The organism is Massilia sp. P1_C10, from assembly GCF_056406475.1.
Map to the genome: position 1 here is coordinate 299,649 of NZ_JBFUAC010000005.1, position 26,361 is coordinate 326,009.

22 protein-coding genes and 2 pseudogenes are annotated in these 26,361 nt (G+C 61.8%); 8 read left to right on the forward strand and 16 right to left on the reverse strand.

Annotation, left to right across the window (positions count from 1 at the left end; all coding sequences use genetic code 11):
• Positions 1-53: 53 nt before the first annotated feature.
• From AC1D02_RS13475 to AC1D02_RS13485, 3 genes are read right to left on the reverse strand one after another with little or no spacing between them, the layout of a single operon-like run.
• The gene (locus tag AC1D02_RS13475) at positions 54-458 is read right to left on the reverse strand and encodes a hypothetical protein (protein ID WP_477317631.1); all 405 of its coding nucleotides are present in this window, start codon (positions 456-458) and stop codon (positions 54-56) included.
• Between the two features lie 11 nt (positions 459-469).
• Complete coding sequence (locus AC1D02_RS13480; protein ID WP_477317633.1) at positions 470-1,114, reverse strand: hypothetical protein; 645 nt, start codon at positions 1,112-1,114, stop codon at positions 470-472.
• Positions 1,077-4,037: a hypothetical protein gene (locus AC1D02_RS13485; RefSeq protein WP_477317635.1), complete on the reverse strand. Its 2,961-nt coding sequence runs from the start codon at positions 4,035-4,037 to the stop codon at positions 1,077-1,079. Before AC1D02_RS13485 ends, AC1D02_RS13480 begins: the two co-directional genes overlap by 38 nt.
• Before the next feature lie 327 nt (positions 4,038-4,364).
• Between AC1D02_RS13485 and AC1D02_RS13490 the strand changes: the two genes are divergently transcribed.
• Together AC1D02_RS13490 and AC1D02_RS13495 are read left to right on the forward strand one after the other, a co-directional pair.
• Entirely contained in the window at positions 4,365-5,246 is an 882-nt protein-coding gene (locus tag AC1D02_RS13490) for a cupin-like domain-containing protein (protein ID WP_477317637.1), read from the forward strand.
• A gap of 278 nt (positions 5,247-5,524) precedes the next feature.
• Positions 5,525-7,846 carry a molybdopterin oxidoreductase family protein gene (locus AC1D02_RS13495; RefSeq protein WP_477317639.1) on the forward strand — a complete coding sequence of 774 codons (2,322 nt, stop codon included), beginning with the start codon at positions 5,525-5,527 and terminating at the stop codon, positions 7,844-7,846.
• A gap of 63 nt (positions 7,847-7,909) precedes the next feature.
• Here the strand turns inward: AC1D02_RS13495 and AC1D02_RS13500 are convergent, their stop codons facing one another.
• From AC1D02_RS13500 to AC1D02_RS13510, 3 genes and pseudogenes are all read right to left on the reverse strand, one after another.
• Positions 7,910-8,110: a DUF2905 domain-containing protein gene (locus tag AC1D02_RS13500; RefSeq protein WP_477317641.1), complete on the reverse strand. Its 201-nt coding sequence runs from the start codon at positions 8,108-8,110 to the stop codon at positions 7,910-7,912.
• Positions 8,111-8,219: 109 nt separating this feature from the next.
• Positions 8,220-8,576 (reverse strand): hypothetical protein, encoded by a 357-nt coding sequence (locus tag AC1D02_RS13505; protein WP_477317643.1) that lies wholly within the window; start codon positions 8,574-8,576, stop codon positions 8,220-8,222.
• Between the two features lie 213 nt (positions 8,577-8,789).
• A pseudogene (locus AC1D02_RS13510) lies at positions 8,790-9,059 on the reverse strand (type II 3-dehydroquinate dehydratase); the annotation flags it as partial.
• Between the two features lie 83 nt (positions 9,060-9,142).
• On the opposite strand from AC1D02_RS13510, the gene AC1D02_RS13515 reads away from it, so the two are divergent.
• A complete protein-coding gene (locus tag AC1D02_RS13515; protein WP_477317645.1) occupies positions 9,143-10,294 on the forward strand; it encodes a trans-sulfuration enzyme family protein in 1,152 nt (383 codons plus the stop codon).
• A gap of 47 nt (positions 10,295-10,341) precedes the next feature.
• Here AC1D02_RS13515 and AC1D02_RS13520 read toward each other — a convergent pair whose 3' ends face one another.
• Genes AC1D02_RS13520 through AC1D02_RS13530 form a run of 3 tightly spaced genes read right to left on the reverse strand, consistent with a single transcriptional unit; the run spans position 10,342 to position 12,273 of the window.
• Positions 10,342-10,767, reverse strand: coding sequence for a DoxX family protein (locus AC1D02_RS13520; RefSeq protein WP_477317647.1), 426 nt, complete (start codon positions 10,765-10,767; stop codon positions 10,342-10,344).
• 17 nt (positions 10,768-10,784) lie between these two features.
• Complete coding sequence (locus AC1D02_RS13525) at positions 10,785-11,477, reverse strand: alpha/beta hydrolase (RefSeq protein ID WP_477317649.1); 693 nt, start codon at positions 11,475-11,477, stop codon at positions 10,785-10,787.
• A 10-nt stretch (positions 11,478-11,487) separates the two neighbouring features.
• The gene (locus AC1D02_RS13530) at positions 11,488-12,273 is read right to left on the reverse strand and encodes a dioxygenase family protein (RefSeq protein WP_477317651.1); all 786 of its coding nucleotides are present in this window, start codon (positions 12,271-12,273) and stop codon (positions 11,488-11,490) included.
• Between the two features lie 105 nt (positions 12,274-12,378).
• Here AC1D02_RS13530 and AC1D02_RS13535 point away from each other — a divergent pair, with 105 nt between their 5' ends.
• A complete protein-coding gene (locus tag AC1D02_RS13535) occupies positions 12,379-13,263 on the forward strand; it encodes a LysR family transcriptional regulator (protein ID WP_477317653.1) in 885 nt (294 codons plus the stop codon).
• 9 nt (positions 13,264-13,272) lie between these two features.
• Here AC1D02_RS13535 and AC1D02_RS13540 read toward each other — a convergent pair whose 3' ends face one another.
• From AC1D02_RS13540 to AC1D02_RS13550, 3 genes are all read right to left on the reverse strand, one after another.
• Positions 13,273-13,959 (reverse strand): pentapeptide repeat-containing protein, encoded by a 687-nt coding sequence (locus AC1D02_RS13540; RefSeq protein ID WP_477317655.1) that lies wholly within the window; start codon positions 13,957-13,959, stop codon positions 13,273-13,275.
• Between the two features lie 165 nt (positions 13,960-14,124).
• Positions 14,125-14,652: a lipocalin family protein gene (locus tag AC1D02_RS13545; protein ID WP_477317657.1), complete on the reverse strand. Its 528-nt coding sequence runs from the start codon at positions 14,650-14,652 to the stop codon at positions 14,125-14,127.
• A gap of 120 nt (positions 14,653-14,772) precedes the next feature.
• The gene (locus AC1D02_RS13550) at positions 14,773-16,197 is read right to left on the reverse strand and encodes an MATE family efflux transporter (RefSeq protein ID WP_477317659.1); all 1,425 of its coding nucleotides are present in this window, start codon (positions 16,195-16,197) and stop codon (positions 14,773-14,775) included.
• 168 nt (positions 16,198-16,365) lie between these two features.
• Here AC1D02_RS13550 and AC1D02_RS13555 point away from each other — a divergent pair, with 168 nt between their 5' ends.
• The 4 genes from AC1D02_RS13555 (at position 16,366) to AC1D02_RS13570 (ending at position 21,118) form a co-directional block, all read left to right on the forward strand.
• Positions 16,366-16,851, forward strand: a complete 486-nt coding sequence (locus AC1D02_RS13555) for an SRPBCC family protein (RefSeq protein WP_477317661.1) — start codon at positions 16,366-16,368, stop codon at positions 16,849-16,851.
• A gap of 507 nt (positions 16,852-17,358) precedes the next feature.
• Complete coding sequence (locus AC1D02_RS13560) at positions 17,359-18,282, forward strand: hypothetical protein (RefSeq protein WP_477317663.1); 924 nt, start codon at positions 17,359-17,361, stop codon at positions 18,280-18,282.
• 197 nt (positions 18,283-18,479) lie between these two features.
• Positions 18,480-19,025, forward strand: a complete 546-nt coding sequence (locus tag AC1D02_RS13565) for a hypothetical protein (protein WP_477317665.1) — start codon at positions 18,480-18,482, stop codon at positions 19,023-19,025.
• 263 nt (positions 19,026-19,288) lie between these two features.
• The gene (locus AC1D02_RS13570; RefSeq protein WP_477317667.1) at positions 19,289-21,118 is read left to right on the forward strand and encodes a DUF885 domain-containing protein; all 1,830 of its coding nucleotides are present in this window, start codon (positions 19,289-19,291) and stop codon (positions 21,116-21,118) included.
• 464 nt (positions 21,119-21,582) lie between these two features.
• Here AC1D02_RS13570 and AC1D02_RS13575 read toward each other — a convergent pair.
• The 4 genes and pseudogenes from AC1D02_RS13575 to AC1D02_RS13590 form a co-directional block, all read right to left on the reverse strand.
• Positions 21,583-22,083 (reverse strand): annotated as a pseudogene (locus AC1D02_RS13575) (IS21 family transposase); the annotation flags it as partial.
• Positions 22,005-22,343: a hypothetical protein gene (locus AC1D02_RS13580; RefSeq protein WP_477317669.1), complete on the reverse strand. Its 339-nt coding sequence runs from the start codon at positions 22,341-22,343 to the stop codon at positions 22,005-22,007. The pseudogene AC1D02_RS13575 and the gene AC1D02_RS13580, both read right to left, overlap by 79 nt.
• A gap of 219 nt (positions 22,344-22,562) precedes the next feature.
• Complete coding sequence (locus tag AC1D02_RS13585) at positions 22,563-24,719, reverse strand: ATP-binding protein (RefSeq protein WP_477317671.1); 2,157 nt, start codon at positions 24,717-24,719, stop codon at positions 22,563-22,565.
• A gap of 87 nt (positions 24,720-24,806) precedes the next feature.
• Positions 24,807-25,976 carry a pyridoxal phosphate-dependent aminotransferase gene (locus AC1D02_RS13590; protein WP_477317673.1) on the reverse strand — a complete coding sequence of 390 codons (1,170 nt, stop codon included), beginning with the start codon at positions 25,974-25,976 and terminating at the stop codon, positions 24,807-24,809.
• Positions 25,977-26,361 lie beyond the last annotated feature (385 nt).

Below are 26,361 nucleotides of genomic sequence, written 5' to 3' on the forward strand. Positions count from 1 at the left end.
AGTCCGCCAAACCTGCCCCCATTTTGTGACGGATGGGCGCAAAGAATCGCTGCTCACTTTTGCAGTTGTTTCAGTAATTCCATCAGCACGATCTGCAGCTGGTCTGGCGATAACCGTCGCGATAGCGTAGCGACCGTATCGATACGCACCTTGTTCTTCCACTCGCTCGACAGCAAAACAATCAATCCCCCCTGGGTAACGCCGCCGGCACCCAGAACCGTAGCGATGCCGCCCATTTCTGCTCGAAGATGAATGGCGATTCCGAACGTCAGCAGAAACACGACGATCAGCAGCGCCCAATACATCCTGAAATAATACTCATTCGTCTGCTGAACTTTCTCCAGATCACGGTGAGCCAATTCGCTCACAGGACTCGACGAAGCGCCGGGCTCCTCCGCCCCCAATACTGGCCTGGCGCTGTATTTTTGCAGAAATTGGACCAGCTTCATTTTCTCCATCACGCCTCCTGTTATGCCACCGTGTCGATGAGCTGTCCCGCCTCGAGCAGGCCACGCCATAGAGGAATTTTCCTGGTCGCCATTAACTTGATCGCAGCGTCCAGTTTCGCTAGCGCCAAGCCAGCCATGACGGTGCCCACACTGCAGATACACATCGCGGCCGGATGCTGCCGGCGGACAACCTCAGTCAGAATATGGGACGTGCACACCGCGAGGTAGATCGTTCCGTTGAAGTCTGCGGGCAACAACTGGGAGAGCTCCTCCGCCGAGAGCATTGCATCCCACGTCTCCAGTCGATTGTCGGGCAGATCGTGATCCGAGGCCAACGCCGTGTCCCCTTTCCAATGCGCCAGCACGACGACGTCGCGGTGTCCTAAGGCCGCTTGTGCAATATCAGATGCCGTAGCCCGGCGGGTAACAGACAAGCCGCGTTGGGAAAAACTGCTCAGCTTTCGCTCGATGAACTCTGCCTCCCTGGCAAAGACAGACCATGCGGCCTGCGCATTGCCCGCGAACTTCTTCTCGACCGTCATTCGCACAAAATCGCCACATTGACGCTGCGCCAAGCGCTCGTGCCAGTCCTGCTCTGACAAGGGGAGGCAACAAAGTACTGCGAGATCAGGCTGCATCGCGCCGTCTTTCAGATAGCTCGCCAATGAGCACATCATGAACTTTGTGAGTCGGGTCGCTATCGATCTCCATCATCAGTGCGTCGATGTTGAGGTCATGCAGATCCTGTTTTAATTGCTGGCGGATCAGAATATTGGCGTCGGCTATCGAAAGCGGGCCTTTAATCGCCGCCAAAACGGTACTCAACCTGGTCAGGAAAGCTTGTAAGGCCGCATTGGATATACTCTTGCAGTAAATTACCAGCCTCACATGCCAGGGCTGTGCTGCCTTGATCAGCACCGGAACTTCGACCCGGGTGAATCCTTCGTATATTCCGGTCGTAACCTTCGACACTTTGACCCCACTGCGGTCGATTTCCAATCCGTTATGCGCAATCTTCGCGTTGACAAACCGGGCGCGTTCCGTCTGTGCGGCGAAATCGCCGCGGCCTGTCAGCACATGGTCGACCGAATCCTTGGATCGGCGCCGCAGCGAGGCCTGGACAAAGCTGAGCATGGCCTCGGCTTTTTCGGGTGGCACTCCGTTGACAAGGACAGAAACCGGACCGCGTCCACCCGCGTTCGCGATGAGTCCATTGGCCAAGGCATCGGTTGCAGCGACTAGGTCAGGCAGTTGTAGCGCCTCTGTCGACCCAGTACGACTCAGAACAAATTGACCGTCGCCCAATTGCTCCATCACGATCGCATCGCGATCGGCCGCCGCCAATTCGCCAAGCACCTTTTGCTGGCTGTGCGATAAAGCCTGTGCCTTGTTTCCGGCTTCCGTCAAACGTGTCGGCTTGAACTCGGAGGCATGACCGGTGACCTGGCGCAGCGCCGCCATCTTGACTGGGGCTTGCGGCGGCAGGGTTTGCAAAATCTTCGCCAACTCGGCCTGAATCTGGTTTGCATCCAGAGTGCGGCGCGTACCCACTTCCCGCGTGATGGTCGCAAGGCGGTTGTCATCGGCCGGATTATGTCTGACCAGCCAACCGCCGTCGCTATCGCGGGTCAGTGCGACGGTTCCCTTGGGAACGGAGGCATCGCTACTGTATTTCGTGACTGCCGCATCCAGGTTATGACCGCCAGTCGCCCCGGAGAGCTGCCCGATCCCCCGCGATTCGACCACATAAGCCGTATGATTGGCCAATCTGCCGGAATCGCGGATGCCCCCCAACGTCTTCCATCCGCCGGTCTTCTCCATCGCAATCTGGATCAGGCCGCTTTGGGTGAGCGTGCCTGTGAATGGCCTTAACAAGCGCATCATCTCAATTTCCGGATACTGCCGCGACAGCATCTCAAATGTTCGCTGAACACGGCGTTGATCGTCGGATGTGGACTTCGATCGTTGACGATGAAACGCGGCCACGTCGGCCAGCGCATTGGCTATCTCGGTGACGCGAGATTTCGGTACATTGCGCAATGCTCGCGCGGTCGACATCACTTCAGCAATTATCCGCTCGATTGTCGCCTCATCGATTTTACCTTCCGAAGTTTGACTTCTGGAAGCGTTCTCCTTCAGCGCCTTCTGGCGCCAGAGTTGACGCAAGGCCCGCTCCAATTCGGAATCACTGATCTCGTCCAATAGATACTTGAATTGACGTCGGGTGACAGCGTCGATATTTTGCGAGAACTGCTGATAGCGCGGGCTGATCGGCGGCGCCTCCGCCGTCACTTTGAATTGCCGGAAGATCTGGTACACCAGCGTGTACTGCACAACACGCGCCAGCGTGGTATCGCCCGAACGGGCGAAATAGTCGTACGCGACGTCTTCCAGATCGCGGGGGCGATCGCGGGGATCACCATAAATCACCGACAGCGCACCGGAGCGCTGCGGGACGATGATGTCCAGCCCAGCAATTTTTTGCCGATAGGCCGCGCCATCAGTGTTCCAGTTGTACAGAAAAGTGTCGCGCCCCGGATGAACCAGCCGGGCCGGGACTTTTCCGAACGGATAGGTTTTTGGTGGAGGATAAGCAAATTGGTTGTACTTAATCGTTCCAGCCCGCGACCACCCTTTCAGTAACTGGTCTGCCACGTTGAGCAGGGTGCCAAACTCAGTATCCACCAATTGGGGACTTAGAAGGATAGGTGCGCGGTCGATGCCATCTGTGCCGGACCCGGCGATGATATCGGTACGCTCATACGACTGAGCGAGCTCTTGCTCGGGGCTTCCCGCCAACAGCAACACCGTTTCGCTGCGCAGTGGCGGCAAATGCGCCAACGGTTCGAGCCTGCCGCGCCCGACCAGGATAACGACATTCTCGTTCGCCACCCCGCCGAGTATCAAGTCGCTTGCCATGCTAAAACGCCGAATGTCTGCGCCCGCGCCATCGATCGGCCTGCGCCGGTCGAATGCCCAAATGACCAGTGCACGATCCTGGCTGGAAAACACGCCGCGCACGCCTCGCTTGAGAATCTCGTTCATCTTCACGATGGGCGCAATCGCATTGCTGCGGAACGGCTGATCGGACGCGATGAGCCAGTTGTACAGGTCGCGCGCACCGAAACGCACATCCAGGTTATGCGCGATCATGATACGGGGAGGCACAGGCAAGGCGACAACCGACATGCCATCGGTAGATCCGAACGCGGCAAGCTGGATCTGCGCCAGGACGGCGGGCCAGCCGTCCCTATCGGTATTTTGCACGCTGCATACCAAATCGCGCACGGTTCCGCCCGCCATCACCGTCCATTCGCGAGTTTCGCAAGCGATGGCATGCTTGCCCAACACCGACAGAAGCCGTTCCGCGGTGATTGCCGGAGAAGGCTCCGAGACGATCAAGGTGCGTTTCTGGGATCCGGACTCCTGCGTCAGCGCTACGACCTGAATTTGAAACGGTTGTGCCGTTCGAAATTTTTTCCAGGTCTGACCTGCAGCGGATTCGCCGGACACCGGCGCGCCCGCTCTACCGAACGCTGGCGCCGCATTCCCCAACAGGCATCCAACAGCCAGGTAGCACAGCATCATGGCACGGCCCCGCATGGCGACCTCCCTTATAACTGAGACTGGAGAACTTGGCGCGCCACCAGATCGCGGCAGGCCAAAGCCGGTGACTTCTCAATATTGCGCCGTTCTATTGGTCGATTCTATCGAATGGAAGCGATTGAGCCTCCCTATCACTTTTAATAGGCGGCTAGCCGAGTTGCGCCACGGATCGCGGCGTAGTCGCTTTAGCTTGTTTGGTAAGATCACGGTATTAGCGATCAAGAAAAGGGCGAGGGATGAGGTTCGTATCGAGAAGGAATTTTGGTGACTGTTGATCGCGAGCGAGGTCAATCGTGGGCATCGCAGCGTTTGCCACCGCTAGCGGCATCGCGGCCCGCGTCTCCCGACGACGCGGCCGCGCGGAAGCAGGCGCGCGAAGCACGCGACGCGCGGGTGCGCGGCGTCACCTCGATCGATGAAATGCGCGAGGCGATCAAGCTTTCCGCGCGCGATCTGCCGGCGATGACCGAGGTGCCGCGCCTGGGCAAGCTCGATGCCGCGGCGTTTCGCGCGCGCGCGGCCGAGGGTTTGCCGTTCCTCATCTCCGGCGTGGTGGACCGCTGGCCGCTGGCCGCCCTCACGCCGGCATCGCTGCGCGAGCGCTTCTCTCACCTGCCCGTGCGCGCGCGCGTGGGCGATTACATCAACACCGCGTTCGCGCCGGATCGCGCGATGCAGGACATGTCGATGCTGGAGTATCTCGACCTGGTGACCGCGGGCGAGCGGGACCTGCCGCCGTACCTGGGCAACCTGGAACTGCGCGAATTGAACCGGCTATGCCACTGGCCGACGTTTTTCGACAAAATGGGGCCGCCGCGCTTCTGGGTCGGCCCGGCTGGCACGGTGACGCCGCTGCATTGCGACTACGACGACAACATCTTCGCGCAGGTGTGGGGCACCAAGCGCATCTTCCTGGCGCCGCCGCACCACGACGAATTCCTGTATCCGAGCGAGGCGAACGCCATCCTGTTCGGCTCCCCGGTCAACCCCGAGGCGCCGGATTTCGACCAGTTCCCCCTGGCGCGCGAAGCGTCACTGGTCGAAGTCATCGTCAATCCGGGCGACATGCTGTACGTGCCGGCGGGGTGGTATCACTACGTGCGCGCACTGACGTTTTCGCTGTCCTCGAATCGCTGGGCGCGGGCCATGCCGATCGTGCTGAATGGCGCGCCTTCGTTGCAGCGCAAATAGGCGGCGAGCATTCGATGTAAGTCCAATTGGACCGAATCGCAATTTGAAATAACGCCGTTCCTCGGACGGGAAGCCTCTTGAGGCTTAGACTTGAATCTTGCCCGCGCGCGCCCGGAGAAACGGTCGAGCGTCTGCCGGTGCTGCGCCGAGGAATGCAGCGCTGACATTACAAATTTCGCATGATCGCAGGCGGCGGCGCGCAGCGTTAGCAAACGCACAGTCGCCGTCGCGGCAAATGGATAGATTGGTGCCAATCCATTAACTGCGGAGGGGCCGCCATGCAATCCAGGACCGACAGCAATCTCGAATGCGAGGGGGAACCGGACCGCTGGGTGCATTCGGCCTGCCTGCTCTGCTCGAACGGTTGCGGGATGGACATCGCCGTCAAGGACGGGCGCATCGTCGGGGTGCGGGGCATCGCCGATCATCCGGTCAACTTCGGCCACCTTGGTCCGAAAGGCCGACACGCCTGGGTCGCCAACAACAGTGCGCGGCGCGGCACAGTGCCGATGATCCGGCGCCACAAGGGCGGCGAGCTGGAAGCGGTCGGCTGGCCCGAAGCGATGGACTTTTTCGTCGAAAAATTCAAGGCCACCTGGAGCCTGGGCCACGAGGCGCTTTCCTGCTATAACTCCGGCCAGTTAACGCTCGAGGAGTTCTACACGCTGGCCAAGCTATGGCGCGGCGGTCTGCAGTCCTCCAACATCGACGGCAACACACGCCTTTGCACGGCCACCTCGGCGACGGGTCTGATGGCCAATTTCGGCGCGGACGGTCCGGTCGCTTCGTACGCCGACATCGACCAGGCCGACCTGCTTTGCCTGTACGGCCATAACGTCGCCGAAACGCAGACCGTGCTGTGGGAGCGCATGCTGGCGGCGAAGGAGCGCAACAAGGGCCGCATCATCGTGGTCGATCCGCGCAAGACGCCGACGGTGCGGCAAGGCGCCGACCTGCACCTGCAAATCCGTGCCGGCACCAACGTCGCCCTGATGAACGGCATCATCCACCTGCTCATCGAAAAGGGCTGGGTCGACCAGGAGTTCGTGGCGGCGCACACGGTGGGCTTCGACGCGATGAAGGCCGTCGTGCGGGACTATCCGCCCGAGCGGGTGGCGGAGATCTGCGGGATTCCGCGGCAGCAGCTGGAAACCGCGGCCGAGTGGATCGGCACTACGCCGCGCAAGGTCTCGACGGTGCTGCAGGGCTTCTACCAAAGCGTCGAAGCGACGGCGGCCTCCTCCCTGGTCAACTCGGTGCACCTGTTGACCGGGGCGATCGGCAAGCCTGGCGCCGGCCCGTTGCTGATGGCGGGCCAGCCCTCGGCCATGTCGAACCGCGAAGCCGGCGCCGACGGGTCATACCCGGGCTACCGCAATCCCCACAACGAGCAGCACATGAAGGAACTGTGCGCGCTGTGGAACATCGATCACGACAAATTCCATCCCGAGGTCCCGCAGGACATCGTGTCGATGCTGGAAATCGCCGAGCGCGGAGAGATCGAATTCATGTGGGTGATCGGGACCAACCCGATCGTCAGCCTGCCCGACCAGAACCGCACCCGCAAGATCCTCGACAAGCTGTTCGTCGTGGTCCAGGATCCCTTCGTCGACACCGAGTCCGTGGCGCTGGCCGACATCTACTTCCCGGCCGCCATGTGGGGCGAGAAGACCGGCTGCGTGACGAATGCCGAACGGATGGTCAACCTGCTTCAAAAGGCGGTGGAGCCGCCGGGTCAGGCGCGTTCGGACTTCGACATTTTCGTCGAGGTCGCGCAGCGCCTCGGCTTCAAGGACAAGGACGGCGCGCCGCTGGTCGATTTCAAGTCGCCGCGGGACGCCTTCGAGGAGTGGCGCAAGGTGTCGAAGGGCCGCCCCTGCGACTACTCGGGGATGACCTACGAGCTGATTCTTGAAAAAGGCGCGGTGCGCTGGCCCTGCAACGACGCGCATCCGGAAGGCGCGGAGCGGCTGTACGAGGACCTGCATTTCTGGACCGGTATCGACGACTGCGAAAGCTACGGCGCGGATTTCCTGACCGGGAACAAGCACACGCGCTCGGACTACGCGCACATCGATCCGAAGGGGAAGGCATTCCTGAAGCCGGCCAAGTGGCGGCGCCAGCCCAACCCGACCAGCGACGAGTTTCCGTTCGTGCTGAATACAGGCCGGCTGGTGTACCACTTCCATACGCGGACCAAGACGGGGCGCTCGGACGCGCTGAATTCACGTGCGCCGCACGCCTACGTCGAGATCGGACCGGCGGATGCGGCCCGGCTGGAAATCGCCACCGGCGACCTGGTCGAGGTGCGTTCGCCGCTCGGACGATGGGAAGGCGGCGCGATGGTGGTCGACACCATGCGCGAGGGCGAATTGTTCATGCCCTTCCACTATGGGCGCGGCGCGCAGTCGGCCAATCAGCACACGTCGTACGCGCGCGATGCCGTCAGCAAGCAGCCGCAATTCAAGTCGTCGCCCGTGTCGCTGCGGCGGCTCAGCTTCGGCGCGCCCGAACCCTGGCTGCTGGCGCGCCTGGCCGAATTGAATGGCGAGGTCAACGAGCCGTTCGCGGCACGCGCCCTGGAAGGCGACCGGCATTGATCGGCATCGCGCGATCCAGGGCGAAATGGAATCACTGGCGCGGAACCGGTATCGTTGGCCCGATCAACGCCGGAAGAACCAGATCAGCAATGAGACCAGCACCGAGATGACGATGCACGTCACGATCGGGAAGTGAAAGCTGAACCCTTCCCTGACGATGTGGATGTCGCCGGGCAGGCGCCCGAGCGGGAGCCGGCGCAGCCAGGGCCATGCCAAGCCGGCGGCGATGGCCGCGATGCCGAGAACGAGCAACAGGCGCTGCATTTGAAGAATCCCCACGACTACCCAACATCGCCGATCGTTCGCGGCGAAATCGACACGGGGTCAGGTCGGCGAGACAAGACCCCGGTCCTGCAAGGCCGAGCGAATCGACTTATCGGCTGCCGTCCGAGACTGGAAGCGAAGAGTTCGGCGTGGTGCCCTGGGTCTCGCCGGTATTGTTGCGAACCGCCGGCTTGGCGCCCGGCGTGGCGTCGCCCGTGCCCGCACCGGTCATGCCGGCGTTGCTCGAACCGGTCGAGGTGTTGCCCGCGTTGGCGCCATTTGCCGCCGGAGTGTAGTTGTCCTTCGCCGGCTTGGCGGCCGTGTGCGCCGTCGTGGTAACTGGCGTTACGGTGGTTGCGGCGGTGTCTGCCGGCGCAGTGGTAGTGGTCTGCTTGCATCCCACCGCAGCGGCGGCGATGGCGCCGAGCACGATGACGGTTTTTGCCGCGGAAATAATGTTCTTCATATTTTGCCCCTCAATGGTCTGAAATGGTCGGTTGAGCCGTCGGAAGAATTCCACGGCGTAGGCGCAGTGTGCCGACCATAGGAAGGTTCGTCTGTTAGTTCCCTATCAGAACGAGAGGAAATATTGGCACCCGGACAACTTGAAAAAGTGCGGGCAAATAGCGGCTGAGCCCGGGCGCGCAGCCGCTGCGGCGATGGGGCGACGCGCTAGGTCCTACACCGCATGGACGGCCGACACCGCGGCATGCAGCGCCAGCAGGTAGCTGCCGACGCCGAAGCCGCAGATCTGTCCCCTGACGACGTCGGCCAGCACCGAGACGTGGCGAAACGGCTCGCGCGCGTGGACATTCGACATGTGCAGTTCGATGATGGGGACCGTCAGGATGGCCAGCGCGTCGCGGATGCCGTAGCTGTAGTGCGTCCAGGCGCCGGCGTTAATCAGAACCGCGTCGAAATCTTCAGCGCAGGCAGCGTGAATGCGTTCGATTGTTCGGCGTCGTGGAAAGTGTAGAAGAAGTGTCCCCGATGTGCCAGAATCTGCGCAGAAGATTTTTTACAAGGAAAAGCATGGACATCAAGAAGGTGAAGCCGGAAAGTATCGCCGCCCAGGGACTGGGCTGGATCGACGAAGCGACCAGGGCGATCTCGCCGGCGATTCACACCGCCACGACGTATTTGCGCGATGAAGACAACCAGTATCGGTCCGGCCGTATTTACTCGCGCGACCAGAACCCGACCTACGACCAGGCGGAGGCGGTGCTGACCGCGCTCGAAGGCGGCCACCAGACGCTGCTGTTCGCGTCCGGCATGGCTGCGGCGACCGCGGTGTTCCAGGCGCTGGCGCCGGGCGACCATGTGCTGGCGCCGAAGGTGATGTACTGGTCGCTGCGCAACTGGCTGAAGAATTTTGCCACCCGCTGGGGCCTGCGCATCGATTTCATCGAGATGGATTCGCCGGAGGCTGTGCAGGCCGCGATCGAGCCGGGCAAGACCAAGCTGGTGTGGATCGAGACGCCGGCCAATCCGCTGTGGACCATCACCGATATCGAAGCCACGTGCCGGATCGCGCATGCAGCCGGCGCGCTGGTGGCGGTGGATTCGACGGTCGGCACGCCAGTATTGACGCAGCCCTTGAAGCTGGGCGCGGACATCGTCATGCACGCCGCGACCAAATACCTGAACGGGCACTCGGACGTCATCGCGGGCAGCCTGACCGTGAATTCCGACTCGCCGTTCTGGCAGCGCATTCGCAGCATCCGCGCGCAGATCGGGGGCGTGCTCGGGCCGTTCGAGGCCTGGCTGCTGACGCGCGGAATGCGCACGCTGTATCCGCGCGTGCGCACCGCCTGCGTGTCGGCGCAGCGCATCGCCGAGCATTTCGAAGGGCATCCGCTGGTCGCCGAAGTGCTGTATCCGGGACTGCCGTCGTTTGCCGGCCACGAGGTGGCTGCGAAGCAGATGACGGGCGGCTTCGGCGGCATGCTGTCGATCCGCGCAAAAGGCGGCGAAGCGGCGGCGATCGCCGTCGCGGCCAAGGTGCAGCTGTGGAAGCGCGCGACCTCGCTGGGCGGCGTCGAGAGCCTGATCGAGCATCGCGCCAGTGTCGAAGGTCCTGGCACGCCCGCGCCTGCCGACCTGCTGCGGTTGTCGGTCGGGATCGAAGATACAGGCGACCTGATTGCCGACCTCGAAGCGGCGCTCAAGCTGGCGCACGCCTAGCATGCGGTAAATGGAGCCAGGTCCGAAGGAGCCGGCTCCATACAGCATTAGTTGTAGCGGCCGGTCGCGCCGCCAAGGCTGTAGCGGCCCGCGCCCAGCAGCGCAACGGCAACCGCGGCGAAGAAGTACATGCCCTGCAATTCGAGCGCCCAGCCGCCCGTCTTGTTGATCGTGAAGAATTCACCGGTATGCACCATCAGCACGGCGACGATCATGTTGACGACGACCACCAGCGCGGCGGGACGGGTGAAGATACCGGCCAGGATCATCAGCGGGGCGATCACCTCGCCGACGTAGACCAGGTAGCCAAGTGCGGACGGCAAGCCGGCCTTTGCCAGCATGCCGGCAATGAAGCCGACTCCGCCGATCAGCTTTGCGTAACCGTGGAACAGCAGCATGACGGCCAGGGCGACGCGCAGTACGAGTTTGCCGGTGTCGTCGGAATTGGTATAAACGGTAGTATTGGTTTGCATGGTTTTTTCCTTTTCTTTTAAATTTTCGAAGCCGCGCATTGGTCGAGCTGACCACCCAGCCATTGTTTGAAGTCGTCCACCATCGCGGTGTTCAGCGCGTGGCCGGCTTCGTACTCGTGATACTGCAAAGGCACATCGAGTCCGTCGAGCACGTCCTTTGCGTTGCGGGCGAAATGAACACCCAGCGTCCGGTCCTGCAGGCCGTGGCTGACAAACGCCCGCACCGCCCCATGCTTCACGAGCGGCAGCACTTCCGGCAGGATGCGGCCGCTCAGGATGCCGAAACCAGCCACCTTCTCCGGCGCCGAGAGTCCGACGCTGGCGCTCATGATGCCGCCCTGGCTGAAGCCGGCCATCCAGATGCGCCCGGGATCGACGTCATGCGCTTGCGGCAGCTGCCCGATGAAGTTCACCAGCTTCTGGCGTGCCAGCTCGGCCTGCGCGGCATTGATCGCAGGGCCGGCCGGCGTGAAGCTCACCTGGAACCAGCCGAATTGCATCGGTCCGAATTCCAGCGGGCCGCGCGCCACCACCACCACCAGGCGCGGATCGAGGCGGCGCGCCAGTTCGATAAATCCGGATTCGTTCGCGCCCACGCCGTGCAGCAGGATCAGGCATGGCGCCTTGCCCTGCCCGCTGCGTGCCGCTTGTACGCGGTAGAGTAACCCGGAAACCGGTTCGACCAGCGTCTGGTTCAGTGTGTCGGTCATTTTGAGGTCCTTAGTTAAATGCGTAGGCGTCCATCGCCAGCACGCCGTGTTCGAAACTCGAATGCAGCAGTTGCGCCTTCGAGCCTGCGCCGGCCGCGCCCATCGCCACGAACAGCGGCAACAGGTGCTCCTCGCTTGGATGATTCTGTTCGGCCGATGGCGCGCGGTTGCGGTAGTCCAGCAGCGCCTCGGAATCGTTCGCTTCCAGCCGATCGCGCATCCAGGCTTCGAATTCGCTGACCCAATGCGGCGCGGGGGCATCGACCGCCTGGCCTCGGAACTCGTACAGGTTGTGCGTCAGCGAACCGGAACCGATCACCAGCACGCCTTCGTGGCGCAACTGCGCCAGCGCCTGGCCGAGTTGCCGGTGCGCCGAAGGAGAGGCGCCGCGAACCAGCGAAATCTGCATCACAGGGATATCGGCGCCGGGGTACATCAGGCTCAACGGAACCCATGCGCCGTGGTCCAGGCCGCGATTGGCGCTGCGTCCAACCGGGATGCCGGCGGATTCGAACATCGCCGCGGCCTGCCCGGCCAGTTCCGGCGCGCCAGGCGCCTGGTAACGGATGTCGAACAGCGCCTGCGGAAAGCCGCCGAAGTCGTGGATCGTTTCCGGCTGCTTCGCCAGCGATACCGCCGGGGCGCCGGCCGTTTCCCAATGCGCGGAGACGACGACGATCGCTTTCGGGCGCGGCAAGCTCTGTCCCAGTCCTTGCAGGAAGCGGCGCGCAGGGCTGTCCTGCAGCGCCAGCATGGGCGAACCGTGTGAAACGAAGATGGTAGGCAGTGGAGACATGGTGCACCTCGTTTGGAGAAGTCACCATCGTATATATGTTTAAACGGTTGATAAAGACGCTGTCAGTGGCTAGACTGTTTCCATCTGATTGACAATGGTGGTTGCATGGACTTGTTTGCTTCGATGAGGATGTACCTGGCCGTGGTGGACGGCGGCAGCTTTGCGGCGGCTGCCGACAAGCTGGACGTGTCGCGGGCGATGGTGTCGAAGCAGGTGCAGAAGCTGGAGGAGCATCTCGGCACGCGGCTGCTGAACCGAACGACGCGCCGGCTTAGCCTGACCGAGACCGGGCGCGAATTCTACGAGCGCAGCATGCAGATCGTCAGCGATGTCGAGGAGGCGGAGCAGATTGCGGGCCAGATGACGCGCATGCCGCAGGGCGTGCTGCGGGTGACGATCCCGCTGTCGTACGGACAGCACCGGCTGGCCGGCATCATCGGCGACTACACGCAAGCCTATCCGCAGGTGCAGCTGGATATCTCGCTCAGCGACCGCAAGGTCGACCTGATCGACGAAGGCTTCGACCTGGCGATCCGGATCGGCGCGATGCCGCAGTCGGACCTGGTGGCCCGCAAGATCGGCGGCGTGCGCAGCATTGTGTGCGCCGCTCCCTCGTACCTGAAAAAGCACGGGGCGCCGCAGGCTCCGACGGACTTGGCCGCGCACGCCTGCCTCGGCTACACGCTGACCGGCACCGGAACGGAGTGGCGTCTCGAAGGACCGGACGGCACGTTGGCGATTCCTATCTCCGGGCCGATCAAGGCAGACAACGGCGACATCATCCGGCTTGCGGCGCTGCGTGGCGCCGGCATCGTGTTCCAGCCCCAGTTCATCATCGGCGACGACGTCGACGCGGGAAGGCTGGTGCGCGTGCTGCCGGACTGGCAGTCCGCCGAACTCGGCGTGTACGCGGTCTACCCGAGCCGCAAACACCTGTCGGCGAAGGTGCGCACCTTCGTCGACTTCCTGGTCGATGCGCTGGGGGCCTAGCCGCCTCGATCATGCCACGACGAGGCCCAGTTCCAGCATCATCTCGGCGGCCTGGCGGTTCGAGATGATGGCGCCCTTGAACATCGCGGCGTTGCCCAGCTTGATGCCGGCGATGTCGGCGCCGCGCAGGTCGGCGCCGTCGAATTTGGTGTCCTTCAGGTGGGCGTGGCGCAGGCTGCAGTCTTCGAACACGGCCTGGCGAAAGTCGCAGCCGGACAAGTCGGCGTCCTGAAAATCGAGGCCGGCCAGCCACGCTTTGCGAAACGAGAAGCGGCGCAGGTCCGCGCCGACCAGCCGGCACTGCTCGAACGTTAATCCCAGGTGGCTAGCTTCTTCGAAATTGGCGCCGGTCAGTTTGCACTCCGCGAACGTGGCCGACGCCAGGCGCGCCCGGCGCCACTTCGTGTTGTTGAGGTCGCAGGCGTCGAAGCGCGCGTCCACCGCTTCGGCGGCTTCAAAATCGGCCTGGCCGCCGCGGCAACGGCGCCACTTGCTGCGCGACAGGTTCGCTGCGTAAAACGACGTTTCGACCAGCGAACAGGCGACGAATTCGGCGTTCTGGAAATCGAGCCGGGAGAAATCCGCGCCGTCCAGGTCGCAGTTGTCGAAGACCCGCGGCGCGCCGCCTCTCGCGAGTAGTTCGATCATTTGGGCGCGGTTCAGGCTGACGCCGGAAATGGTGGCGGGAGTTTGCATGGGAATGAGTTTGAGGAGATGCGCCATTTTACTGGCCGCGCGGGAAACGGGCTCAGGTCCGCAGGACCAGACCCCGGAGCCGACAGTTGATGGATGCGGGCCAACTGCACGCAGATCGGGCCGAGCTGGATCGCGCCAAAAGTCGTCAAATACCCCCCGGCATAGCTACTCCTGCCGGGTCGACACCAGTTTGCTTACGTCAAATCCCTGGCCTTCGAGTCGCGTCAACAGCGCCTGGTAGATTGCCTTGTCGACCTTCGGCGTGCGCGAAAGGATCCACAGGTATTCACGCCTCGGTTCGCTCACTGCAGCCAGCTGGTAGCCGGCGTCGAGGTCGATTACCCAATAGTCGCCCCACACCATTGGCAGGAATGACAGGATCGCCGGGGCGAAGCGCACTTTCAGCCGGGGCGAATCGGGCGCACCGACCTGGCGCGCGGCGCCGATGGCCTCGTCCGTTTCGCCCTTGCCGGTCCGGCAGCGGTTGCGCACTTGCAGCGAGCCGTCTGCCAGGGCGGAATAAGTCGCCACGGTGAATCCGACGCATTTCTTCTGGAACCGGTTCGGAAACTTCGCAATCTCATACCACGTGCCCATGTAGCGCGGGACGTCGAGCGATGCAACGCTGGCGAGCGGCCGCACCGCAGCCGCCGGCGGCGCATCGGCGGCCAATGCGTTCAAGCTGATCATCATCAGGAGCGCTGCAATTTTCATAGATCGTAATGTAGGCGCGCACCGGGCGCGCCATTGTCCGTTCGTCGAGCACACAAGCGTATAGCAAATGCGCTTGGCCTGCTCGGAGGCCGCCTCCGGCTACCGCAGGCTGCCCTCTTCGATCACCGCCTCGCGCGTCACCTCCGCGACCTGGACGTCGTCTTCGGTGAGGCGCGCGCTCTTCCAGCTGCCGCGCGCGAACCACGCCACCGACACCAGCGCCACCGCGATGTTCGTGACCGGGAACGACCACCACAGTCCGTCCGTGTGCAGCGTGGTGTGCTTGGCCAGCACGTAGGCGAGCGGGAACTGGATCATCCACTGCGACACCATCGCGATGATCATCGCGCTGAGCATGTTGCCGGTGGCGCGGAAGGCGGACACGATGCACAACTGGATCCCCATGCCGCCCCACGCCAGGCACATGATGCGCACGAAGTGGGCGCCGCCGGCGATCACCTCCGGATCGTTGGGGATGAAGAAGCTGACCAGCCACGGCGCGCACAGCCAGGCGATGGCGCCGAGCAGCGTCAGCGTGGCGAAGCTGACCACCGCGCCGAGCCAGGTGATGCGCTCGGCGCGCCCGGTGTTACCGGCGCCGATGTTCTGGCCGACCAGGGTCGCGACCGCCATCGCCACGCCCATCACGGGGATGGTGACCACTTGCAGGATGCTCGAACCGACACCGTAGACGGCAATCGCCAGCGTGCCGAAGCTCGACACCAGGAAGGACATCACCATCAGGCCGAGCGCGCGGGTCGACAGTTCGACCGAACCCGGCACGCCGAGGAAGAACGCGCGCTTCAGGTAGACCGGATCGGGCTTGAAGCCGCTCCAGCTGAGCGCAATGCCATGCTGCCCGCGCAGGAAGATGACCATGCCCATCGCCGCGGCCAGCGCCTGCGTGATCAGGGTGGCGTAGGCGGCGCCCATCACGCCCTGCGCGGGGACCGGGCCCCAACCGAAGATGAACAGCGGGTCAAGCAGGAAGTTCAGCAGCACCGTGCCGGCGACGATCATCAGCGGCGTTCTGGTTTGGCCGACGCCGCGCATCAAGGCCTGGAACATCGCGTACATGAACACGAAGATGATGCCGACGAAGGAAACGCGCAGGAAACCGAGCGCGCCCTGGTAGACGTCGGGCGCCGCGCCGAGCAAGTGAAGCAGCGATGGCGCCAGCACGAAGCCGATCGCGCCGAATATGACCGAGGTGATCATCACCATCAGCATGGTTTGCGCGGCGACGTGGTTGACCATGTCCTGGCGGCCCGCGCCCATGTATTGCGCGGCCATCGTGGCGCCGGCCATGGCCAGGCCGGAACCCAGCGCGATGACGAGGAAGGTCACCGGAAAGCTGACCGAGATCGCCGCCACCGCCGCTGCGCCAAGCCGGCCGACCCAGAATGCGTCAGTCAGCTGATAGCCGGTTTGCAGCAGGTTGGCCAGGATGATGGGGACGGCCAGCGTCAGCAAGGCGCGCGGGATGGAGCCTTCGAGGAAGAGCGTCTTGCGGTCGGTCGCCATCGATGTCGGTTGTCGGAAAAATGTGTCTGAACGAATCGATTTTATGACATATCAAAATTTCATGATTTTCGCAAAGAATGCCTGATCGATCGCCGGCATTGCTCTGCTTGCATTTCGGCATCATACTGGCGCGGAAACAACCCGCCAGTGAAGCCCAGGAGGAGCGCCATGCTCGTTGAAGTTCAGGTCACCATCGCCGGATCGAAGGACGCAGTCTGGTCCGCCATCACCAACATCGAAGGCGCCGCGGAGATCATCAGCGGCATCGACAAGATCGAAATCCTCGACAAGCCGGCGAGCGGGCTCGTGGGCCTGAGATGGCGCGAGACCCGCATGTTGTTCGGCAAGCCCGCGACCGCGGACAAGTGGATCACGGAAGCGGTCGAGAACGAGTTCTACAAGACCCGCGCCGAGAGCGACGGGTTCATATTCCTGTCGACGTTGAGCATGGCGGAGAGCAGCGGCGGGATTAACTTGACCAGCATTCACGACTCCCAGCCGCAGAGCATCGGGGCGCGCATCATGTCGGTGCCGATGTCGCTGTTCTTCAAGGGCGTGGCAAAGAAGGCGCTGCTGCAAGACCTGAACGATATCAAGTCGCGCGTCGAAGACGAAAAATCGCTCGCGGGTGCCGGCGCTGTACAAGCGATCTAGTGATGCGGCGGCCTGCGATTTTGTCGAACAGGGCGCATCCAGGAGCAGCGTCACGGGGCAGCCCTACCCGGCTGCTGCAGGAACTAACGCCGCTTTCGCAAAGAGCCGCTCCGAAACCTTCAGCGAATGCCATGTTTTCGGCTCAGCAGATTTCAAAAAAGTATAAAAATAAATATTCATTTTACGATACCGATCAGTAGTAGACTGAACCTGTCTTCCCTGTCTTCGCGCCTGGTTCATCATGAAACCGAACCTATTGCAATCGTCGTCGAGCTGCCGTGCTTTTCTGGCGCGGCGCACCACTGTCCCATCCCTCGACTCGCTTCACCACGAGCATTCCCGCCGCACCGATTTGCCCCCAGGCGTTTCCGGGAGGCGACGACGACCGTTTGCGTCGGCGTCCGCGCGCCCGGGCTGGTAGACCCAGCGCGCGGCGGTTGAAATGGGAGAGGCTGCCGCTGTATCGGCGGCCGCAAATCGGCAAAGCAAACTTCGTTGGGAGGCGCTATGAATACCCGGCATGTGGTGACGCGGGCAAACGGCATGGTTTTTCTGATCGCGGCGATGTGGGCGTCGACCGCCCCGGCTGCGGGGCAACCGCGCGCACCGAGCAATTACGCGCCGCAAAACAGCGTCGCCCTGAAAGATGGGGGCGCGATTGAATTTTGCGAGGAAGGCGCGGAATGCATAACCGTCAGGCATCCGATCGCAGCCGGCAAGGTGCGGCAGATCGTGACGGGTGACTTCATCAACACGGCCCCGGCCAGCTGGCTCGCAGTGAGCGACCGCACCGTCAACCTGTGCTATCTCGGGTCGTCCACGTCGGTCACGTGCACACCGGTACCGAACGGGCGGGAACTGGCCAAAGGCACTCAGATCACTTACGTCGACCTGGATGACGGCACGTACACCCTTAAATTTACCAACAAAGGAGGCGACAAGGCGGCGTGGGAAGCGAACTTCGATCCCTATCCCTTCATGTCCGGCGTGAGCGCCGCGGCCGAGGTTTTGCAGAAGCACGCGGCGCGGCATCGGGGAAATAATGCCACCTACGCCAACACGCTTCGAAGCGGCGGCAACGGCGATGTCTGCGCCCTCATCGATGGCGCCGCCGCGTGCACCAGCGCAGGCGGAGACGCTCCGCGCGAGGACGTCCGCGCCACCGCTTCCCGCGCAAGTCCGGCGCCCGCCGCACTCCACGCCCGTGCGCGGGCCGCGGATCCGTATGCGGTCGCAACAGTGAACACAGGCAGGAACGAGCGGCCAAGCTTCCAGGCCTGCACCAACTCCGTAATCGCGCAGATGAAGGAGTGCAACGCCCCGCGCAACGGCATGAACGAAGAGGCGCATCGGGCCTGCGTCGAGAACGCCGATGCGAACCTGCAGGAATGCATGGAGGACGTTCGGTACAAGAACAATGCGAATCGATAGCATGCAGGCGCTGCCGCCGGCGGGCGGTCCGCTCTCCGTCGGCAGCAGCTTTTGCCAGCGCGAACGGACCGCGTGATCCGACTAGTATCCGGCGAGCGGCAAGCTATGCTGATAGTAGGTGAGCCACCGACGTGAACTGCAATAAGCTGCAGTGGCGAAACCATGCGGATCGATTTTAGATAAAAAAGGTGGCAATCATGGCGACCGTTCATTCAGCTCACTGGTTCAACCAGCCGTCTCCGCAAGTCGATGCATGCATCCGAAAGACCCCCGCCACCGCGGTCATTTCCAGCGTGCTGGGCGCGATCGTGTTCGTGTCGGCGCACGGGGCCGCCATGGCCCAAATGGCTTCGCGCACAATTCCGCGCAACGACATCGCCGCCCAAAACATCTGGTACGCCAGCGTCGACGACTATAAACGCGACGCCGCGAAGCACGTGGTTCGCAAGAACAAAGCCAATACGTTCACCGGCAGGCTGCCACCCATGTTGCCGGCAGTGGTGGTCCTCACTATCACGGTCGATGAGAGCGGAAGAACCATCGAGGTGTCGGCGCAACGCTCACGGGACGACGAGGCAACCGCCGTCGCGATTGCGTCTATCTACCACGCGGGAAGTTTGCCGAGTCCGCGCAACCTTGTCGCCGGGCCCGAACGGTCGCTGACCTTTTCGGAGACGTTCCTTTTCGACGCCGATTACCGCTTCCAGCTTCGCACGCTCGCGCCAAGGCAAAGTAGTGACTGAACGGAAGGCTAGCCGTCGCAGAACAAGTGACGCCGCGTCTGGGCTACGTTGCCCGGGAGTTGTTGTGGTTCAAAGCGAAGTTCGCGCATTTGCCCCAGCTACCCAATAAAGATTCACGCCTGAATCGCGCTGCTCCATGCCTGGCTCTATACCGCGGGTTACCGGACCAGGCGATATATCCCCACGCACATTTTTCCGGCTTCAAGTACTCATCGGTCCCGCTGGCTATGATAAATTGCTGGGTCAACAACAGAGGGACGTCCATGAATACAATCCGCCAGCGTGCCACGCGTACCGCAATATCAGCCCTTTTTGTGCCGCTGATATTGGCCGCGGCACTGCCGCAAACCGCGCTGGCGTCGCCTGCGACGCATGCCCGGGCGGTCAAGACCGATGCCACTTTCAACGCGTGGGCCGACAAGTTTGCAGAGGACTGGGTACGCCTGGAGCCCCAACTGGCAACGGCAACCCAGTATTTTGCAGGCGCCGAACAGAATGCACTGGACCGGCAGCTCACGCCGGTGACCGACGCGCAGCGCGCGCGAACGCTTGCGCTTGCGCGCGCCGGTGTGCAGAAGCTGGATAAATATCTGGCTGGTCCGCTTGACGAGGACCAGCGCATCTCCGCCGGCACCATGCGCTGGTCGCTGGCCAAGAAAATTGAAGGCGCGAAGTTCGAGGATCACAGGTTCGTGTTTGCACAAACGACCGGCGTGCATATCGGGCTCGTCAGTTTCATGACCCAGACCCACCCGATACGCAACGCCTCCGACGTCGACAACTACCTGGCGCGCCTGGACCAGGTGGCCACCCGGATCGATGAAGCGGTCGCGCGCGGCCGCGCAGCGGCGGTGCGCAAGCTGCTGCCGCCGCGCGTCATCCTCGACCGAGCGCAGGATCAGGTCGACAGCTTCCTTAAGGCCGGGGCTGCGGACAACGTATTCGTGAGCTCGCTTGCGAAACGCAGCGAACCGCTATCGGACCTGAGTCCCGAATCGCGCATGAATGCGATTGCGCGCGCGACCCAGATCGTCAACGACAAAATCATTCCTGCATACGGCCGCGTGAGGGATTTCATGGCCGAAATCCACCCGCGCACCCGCGCCCTGGTCGGCTTATCGAACCTGCCTGATGGTGTAGCCGCGTACGCCCATGACCTGTCCAACTTCACCAGCACCGCATTCACCGCGGAGCAAATTCACGCGATCGGACTGCGCGAGGTGGCGCGCATCGAAGGCGAGATGGACAAACACCTGCGCGCGCTCGGGTACGCCGACGGCCCGGTCAAGGATCGCCTGGCGAAGCTCGACGCGACACTTCAACCCAAAGGAGATGCAGACCCGCGGCCGGCGCTGCTGGCCCGATATACCGAGTACGTAAGGGACGGCGAAGCGCGCAGCAGCACGCTGTTCAATCTCAAGCCACGCGCGCCGATCGAAGTGCGGCGCGAGGCGCCGCTGACTGAGAAGGCCGCGTCGGCGCACTACACGCTGCCGGCGCGGGATGGCAGCCGGCCGGGCGTGTTCTGGGCGCCGCTGCCCGGGCCGACGTACGAAATCGTAAGAATGCGCGGCACCGCATATCACGAGGCGGTACCGGGCCACCACTTCCAGCTCGCGATTCAGCAAGAACAAACCAGCTTGCCGAAGTTCCGCGCCAACCGCATCTTCAGCGGGGGTAGCGCGCACAGCGAAGGCTGGGGCCTGTATGCCGAACGCCTCGCGCTGGACAATGGCTGGTATGAGGGCGACGTGCCGGGCCTGCTCGGCGCGCTCGACCTGCAGCTGTTTCGCGCGCGGCGGCTGGTGGTCGACACCGGCATGCACGCCAAAGGCTGGAGGCGCGAGCAGGCGATCGACTACGGCCTGACTTCGCACGAAGTGGAACGTTACATTTCCGTGCCGGGACAGGCGACTTCCTACATGATCGGCATGCTGCGCATCCTGCAGCTGCGCGAGAAGGCGAAGACCGAGCTGGGGCCGAAGTTCTCGCTGCCTGCATTCCACGATGTGGTGTTGCGCAGCGGCTCGGTACCGCTGGATGTGCTGACAGAGGTGATCGATCGGTGGATTGCGCAGCAGAAGCGGTCCTGATTGATTTCAGTCCCGGAGCCGCGTCTCCTCGCTCCGTGGCCGCTACGATGGGCCCGAAGTTGCTGTCGCAGTATCCGTGGCGGCCGGGATTCTGGCGAACGCTGTAGGACGCCGGCGGGCCACGTTTTTTGATTTCCGTATATAAAGAGGCGAAAAAAAGCTCCCGTGGAGGGAGCTTCTTTCTTAATGCTGGTGGAGACGGTGGGATTCCTATTAGCTTCTGAAACCCGCATGAATGCTGTCTTCCACCGATACCGTTTTTTTAACATGCCCTCACCCATACCCTTAATATCCCGTGCAATAACTATGTGCCCCCAAATCTAATTCTACGCCGCTCTTACTATGTTTTTTGGGTGCCTCACGGGCCTTCGAACAGGTAACACTTTCGACTGACAACGCCTGGGGTCGGGGTTGCTCGATGGAGGTTGCCTACGAAAGCAAGGAGCATTAAAGTTATTTCATACCAACTCGCACGGCACCGAATAGCGGTTCCGGCTGACGGTCACCAGGCAGGTGCCGGAGACCCGCGCTGGCTTTTCAACATAGCCATCAAAGGCAATCGGCATCGGCATCATCTGCTATTGCTCCGCTCCAGGACGTCGGCGACGCTCAGCTCCGCGTACTCGGGATGACGCATGTCGGTCCACAGAGCCCGGCAACGTTGGCCGAGCAACGCGTTCAGTTCCGCGAAGGACGCGAACTTGCGGGTCTGCGCCTCGATCCAGATGCGCCAGCGCCTGTCGTGCACATTCTTTCGACCAGGCCTTTCTCCCGGCCTGAAGCCGCGTTGCGGAAATCGGCATCGAACAGGTAATGGGTACACATTACGGCGAAGCGGGCATTGACGGTTCGGTCTTGCTTTTGTTGCCCTTGTCCACAGCCGTCTTCATATTGTCGTAGATGCCCCGGCGCCGGACGCCGCCCAGTGCCGCAAAGGGACGGGTATGAGCATCAAATGGCATTTCGCGAGCAAATGTTGCAACGCCATCAGCGCTTTGTGGTTTTCCAGAGCGGCGCCCTCCGCGACCGAGGCCAAGAGCACCTTCTTCGACGCGAGGTCTTCGTCAATGTATGCTGCCGTGCTGGACACCAATGCGTATTGCTGATTCTCCACGCGCTCGCTCAATTTACGTTCGACGACCCAGTAGGAAAAGCAGGCCACAAGCGCCACCTGCCACAAACGGTCAGCACGCGTGAAGCCTCGCCGCAGAACAAGTGTACGCATGAGCTAGTGGAATTGAACATGGCAAAGTGGATTTCCTCAGGTACTGCTCAACTTCGGTAATCATGCCGGGTCTTCATACTTCGGTGGTTGCGCTTGCTCTCGAAACGACGTCCCGCTAGTCTGGCGCCGGCCTCGCAGCGCTAGGACGGACATCTGCCAAGCCTCTAGCCTTTCGCATGCCTGCTTACTCACCTCTTGTACGCACACCGCGATGCAGCGTTATGGATACGTTGAAGTGCGCTGCGTTTCCGCAGGCTGTGGCACAAGATTCGTAAGGACTGCGCTAAGCAGAGCCGTGTCAAAAGGCTTGACGAAATAATGGTCAAATCCAGCCGAAAGCGCTATTTCTCGGTCTTCCTTGCGCCCGTATCCCGTCACGGCGATCATGATCGCGTCCTTCGCCCCGCTCTGACGCCGCAACATTCGGACAAGTTCGATACCACTGAAATCCGGCAGACCTATATCGAGGAGACAGACATCGGGACGACACCGCTCCGCCGCCGCAACTGCTGCGGCACCACTGTGCGCGACGTGTGCTTGATGGCCGGACACTTCAAGGAAAAGCGCCAGCGTCTGCGCCGCATCGACGTTATCGTCTACCACCAGGCATTGCCTACACGAAGGGTGAACGGAATCGATTCGGGTGGGCGTTGCCGCGGGATTGGGGCCTTGCGCCCTCGGAAGCGCAACCGTAAATGTACTGCCCAGGCCGAGACCGGGACTTTCCGCCTTTGCCGTGCCGCCGTGCAGCTGGACAAGGTTCTTGACCAGCGCAAGTCCGATACCAAGCCCGCCTTGGGAGCGATCCGATGCCCGTTCCGCTTGTGTGAATAAATCGAATACCTGCGGGACCAATTCCGGATCCATTCCGATGCCATCATCCGATACCCGCAGTACGACCTGATGTGACTCCAATAGAAGCACCACCCGAATTTCACCTTCGTCGGATGTGTACTTTGCCGCGTTGTTGAGCAGGTTGGTCGCTATCTGAACCATTCTTTTGTGATCACCCAAGATGTAACCGGGCTTTCCCGGCAACTCAACCGATATTTGCTGACGCTTTTTGCGCAATAGCGGACTGACCTGCTCGATCGCGTCATTGACGATGGAACGCATGTCGACGACGCGGCTATCCAGACTAACCAGGCCGCGCGTCACCCGTGATACGTCGAGAAGGTCGTCAACAAGCCCGGTCATGTGCGCGACTTGCCTGGCAATTATTGTTGCAGTGCGCGTGACTAGAGGGTTGGAATTCTGCGTCTGAAGCAAGATTTGCGAACCCGCGCTGATCGGTGCAAGGGGATTTCGCAACTCGTGCGCCAGCATCGCCAGAAATTCGTCCTTGCGCTGATCTGCGGCGACCAGTCGCGCCACCGCGTCATCACGCTCGACTTGCCTCGCCTCAAGCGAACGCGCCATCTCATCCAGCGCTCGAGCCAGGTCGCCGATCTCTTCGTGGCCGTATCGAATTCCACTTCTCGTCGAAAGCGCCCCGGAAGCGATGTCGTTGGCGGTGCTTGCAAGCCGACGCACGCGCCGGACGATGAGCAGATCACCGCCCCACCACGCGGCCAGCCCCGCGAGCACCAGTGTGGTGAGCAAACCTAGTACCGCAAACCGTTGGTCGCGGCGAGCGTCGGCAAGAATCCCCGATTCCGGTACGCCAATAAGTACACGATAGTTCGATAGTGTCGACGGCCCTACCGGGGCCGACGCATACAGCCGTTCCACGCCGTCCGGATCCATTCGCACCGTTGGCTGGGCTCGCGTGCTTGCAACCAGATCCTGGGCAGGAGGCGCTGGTTTCCCAAGCCAATCGGCGGAGTGGGGACGGCGGGAAATTACGGTACCTGCTTCGTCCAGCGTCCACAGAACCGAGTCGGTCGGAAGTCGAATATCGTCCACGAATTTGTCGAGCTCGGCCAGATTGAGCGCGGCAAACATCACCGCCAGGACGTTGCCATCCTTTATGATTGGATAGGTTAGATTGACTGTGTGCTTTTGCACCACGCGACCAAAAACATAATTGCCGGCGATGAAGCGCCGTTCCGAAACAGCACGCTTAAAGTGGGCCCGGTCGCCGAGGTTGACTTTGCGGGTTGCGTCAACAGCCGAGCAATTTACCTCGCCGTTTCTCGCAATCACGCCGAAATTGACGTAGTCCGTATTCTTGGCAAGAATATCGGCCAACAGGGCATGACATTCGCGTTCACCTTCGAGAACCGTGGGCACGCTCGACAAGTCCCGCAAGATCTGCCGTGCCTGCTCGATCGACTGGGCTTCATTCGCCGCGGCCAAGTTCGCGAGTCGCTGAAGATTCGACCGGGCGCTAGTCAACGCGTGTTCGCGCTCCCGTACACCGACAGCGATAGTCATTGCAATCAGCGGGGTTATAGCGAGGGCAACGAGTAAAAGAAGTCGCCATCGCAGACCAAGTAAATGAAATCGCCCCATTCTTCCGGCCTACCTGGCAGCGATTCCGACCGACCGGTTTGCGACGCTGTCGCCAAATCGAATCACCGCCTCGATCCCCCGGCGCAGTGTTCCGATATCGTCAGCGATAAACCCGATCCGAATGTAGCCCGGTTCGCCAAGTGCGTCGCCGGGCATGATCGCAACACGATAGGCGCTCAACAGTTTTTCCGCAAACCCGATGGTGTCGCACCCCAAGGCGCTCACGTCGCACCACAGATAGGGTCCTGAATCAGGCGGGATCACTGCGGCCCAGGATACCGATGCAAACATCGACACGATGAGGTCGCGTCTGGCGCGGTAGTCGGTCACCAGCTCATGCGATTCCGCCGAATCGAACGCGGCGCCGAGCGCGGCCTGGGTAAGCGCCGAAGGCGCCGCGGTAATGGGCCCCTGCAGCGCTTCCATCGCCGCGATGACGCGCTCCGGCGCTACCGCGAAACCCGCTCGCCATCCCATCATTGCGTAGCTTTGAGAGGCGGAGAAAATAGTCACGATTCCCAAATCCCGCCAGTCCATTGAGGCAGCCAAACTACTGTGCTCTCCGGCAAACACCAGCTTCTCGTAACTTTCATCCACGATGCACCCGGCACCGTTTGTGTGCAGCCATTCGCCAAGTGCGCCAAGCTCCATTTCCGACCACACTTTGCCAGTAGGATTGTGGGGATTGTTCAGAATGACAAGTTTAGCTGCAGGCAGCCTGGAAACGAATTCTGCGCTCAGTGTCTTCGGCAAATCGACAAGAATGACATCCAGCTGCAACAGCTGAGCTGTCGCGACATAGGCCGGCCAGTAGGGCCGGAAGATGATTATCTTGTCACCAGGATCGGTCAGTACGTAGAGCGATTCGTAAAGCGCCTGCTTGGCACCGTTCGTCACTATGATTTCGCTCGGAGTTGCGTCGATTCGGTTCTCGCGCGCCACCTTGGCGGCGAGTTGCGTTCGCAACGCCCGGCCGCCTCCAACGGCCGTATATGCCAAATTTTCCGACATAGCTAGCGCCGCTGCGGCTTGCCGCACCGATTCAGGCGCGGCAAAGTGAGAAATGGCGATGGAAAAATCGACCACCTTTTCTCCCGCTTCGCGAAGTGCTTCGACGCGTGCATGCATTGCGGTAGTGGCCAGCGGCCGCGCATTGGCGATGCGCTGGGAAATCTGCATTAAGTGCGCTCCTGTGGGTGAGGTAAGGGTTCGGCGAGGACCGCGTCACGGACGATGCAACCTGCGCGGTCCGGATTTTCTGTCAATCATCCCACAGAATGATTCCGCAAGCCAACGCCACACAAGTTCTACGAGTCACGCCCGATTAAATTTCGGGAATAGGCACGGCCGCGACGCGCTGAACGCGACATGTAGCTTGGCAGACAAATGCTGAACCGTTCGCATTTGTCCCCAGCCGTTGATCGTTCGGTGTCCGCCGCGCAGCGGACTGTCAAGGTGCGCGGTGAAAGATTATTAGATATCCAACCATTGCCGCACGGAAACGACTTGCGCATTTGTCCATGATCATCTATGGTTCAGGGCCAACAGTTCTCGCCCCCTACCA

Bases quoted from the DNA above. Each gene is read 5' to 3' on its own strand.
- AC1D02_RS13475 (WP_477317631.1), bottom strand. From the start codon at position 458: ATGGAGAAAATGAAGCTGGTCCAATTTCTGCAAAAATACAGCGCCAGG.
- AC1D02_RS13485 (WP_477317635.1), bottom strand. From the start codon at position 4,037: ATGATGCTGTGCTACCTGGCTGTTGGATGCCTGTTGGGGAATGCGGCG.
- AC1D02_RS13495 (WP_477317639.1), top strand. From the start codon at position 5,525: ATGCAATCCAGGACCGACAGCAATCTCGAATGCGAGGGGGAACCGGAC.
- AC1D02_RS13500 (WP_477317641.1), bottom strand. From the start codon at position 8,110: ATGCAGCGCCTGTTGCTCGTTCTCGGCATCGCGGCCATCGCCGCCGGC.
- AC1D02_RS13505 (WP_477317643.1), bottom strand. From the start codon at position 8,576: ATGAAGAACATTATTTCCGCGGCAAAAACCGTCATCGTGCTCGGCGCC.
- AC1D02_RS13515 (WP_477317645.1), top strand. From the start codon at position 9,143: ATGGACATCAAGAAGGTGAAGCCGGAAAGTATCGCCGCCCAGGGACTG.
- AC1D02_RS13520 (WP_477317647.1), bottom strand. From the start codon at position 10,767: ATGCAAACCAATACTACCGTTTATACCAATTCCGACGACACCGGCAAA.
- AC1D02_RS13525 (WP_477317649.1), bottom strand. From the start codon at position 11,477: ATGACCGACACACTGAACCAGACGCTGGTCGAACCGGTTTCCGGGTTA.
- AC1D02_RS13530 (WP_477317651.1), bottom strand. From the start codon at position 12,273: ATGTCTCCACTGCCTACCATCTTCGTTTCACACGGTTCGCCCATGCTG.
- AC1D02_RS13535 (WP_477317653.1), top strand. From the start codon at position 12,379: ATGGACTTGTTTGCTTCGATGAGGATGTACCTGGCCGTGGTGGACGGC.
- AC1D02_RS13540 (WP_477317655.1), bottom strand. From the start codon at position 13,959: ATGCAAACTCCCGCCACCATTTCCGGCGTCAGCCTGAACCGCGCCCAA.
- AC1D02_RS13545 (WP_477317657.1), bottom strand. From the start codon at position 14,652: ATGATGATCAGCTTGAACGCATTGGCCGCCGATGCGCCGCCGGCGGCT.
- AC1D02_RS13550 (WP_477317659.1), bottom strand. From the start codon at position 16,197: ATGGCGACCGACCGCAAGACGCTCTTCCTCGAAGGCTCCATCCCGCGC.
- AC1D02_RS13555 (WP_477317661.1), top strand. From the start codon at position 16,366: ATGCTCGTTGAAGTTCAGGTCACCATCGCCGGATCGAAGGACGCAGTC.
- AC1D02_RS13560 (WP_477317663.1), top strand. From the start codon at position 17,359: ATGAATACCCGGCATGTGGTGACGCGGGCAAACGGCATGGTTTTTCTG.
- AC1D02_RS13565 (WP_477317665.1), top strand. From the start codon at position 18,480: ATGGCGACCGTTCATTCAGCTCACTGGTTCAACCAGCCGTCTCCGCAA.
- AC1D02_RS13570 (WP_477317667.1), top strand. From the start codon at position 19,289: ATGAATACAATCCGCCAGCGTGCCACGCGTACCGCAATATCAGCCCTT.
- AC1D02_RS13580 (WP_477317669.1), bottom strand. From the start codon at position 22,343: ATGCGTACACTTGTTCTGCGGCGAGGCTTCACGCGTGCTGACCGTTTG.
- AC1D02_RS13585 (WP_477317671.1), bottom strand. From the start codon at position 24,719: ATGACTATCGCTGTCGGTGTACGGGAGCGCGAACACGCGTTGACTAGC.
- AC1D02_RS13590 (WP_477317673.1), bottom strand. From the start codon at position 25,976: ATGCAGATTTCCCAGCGCATCGCCAATGCGCGGCCGCTGGCCACTACC.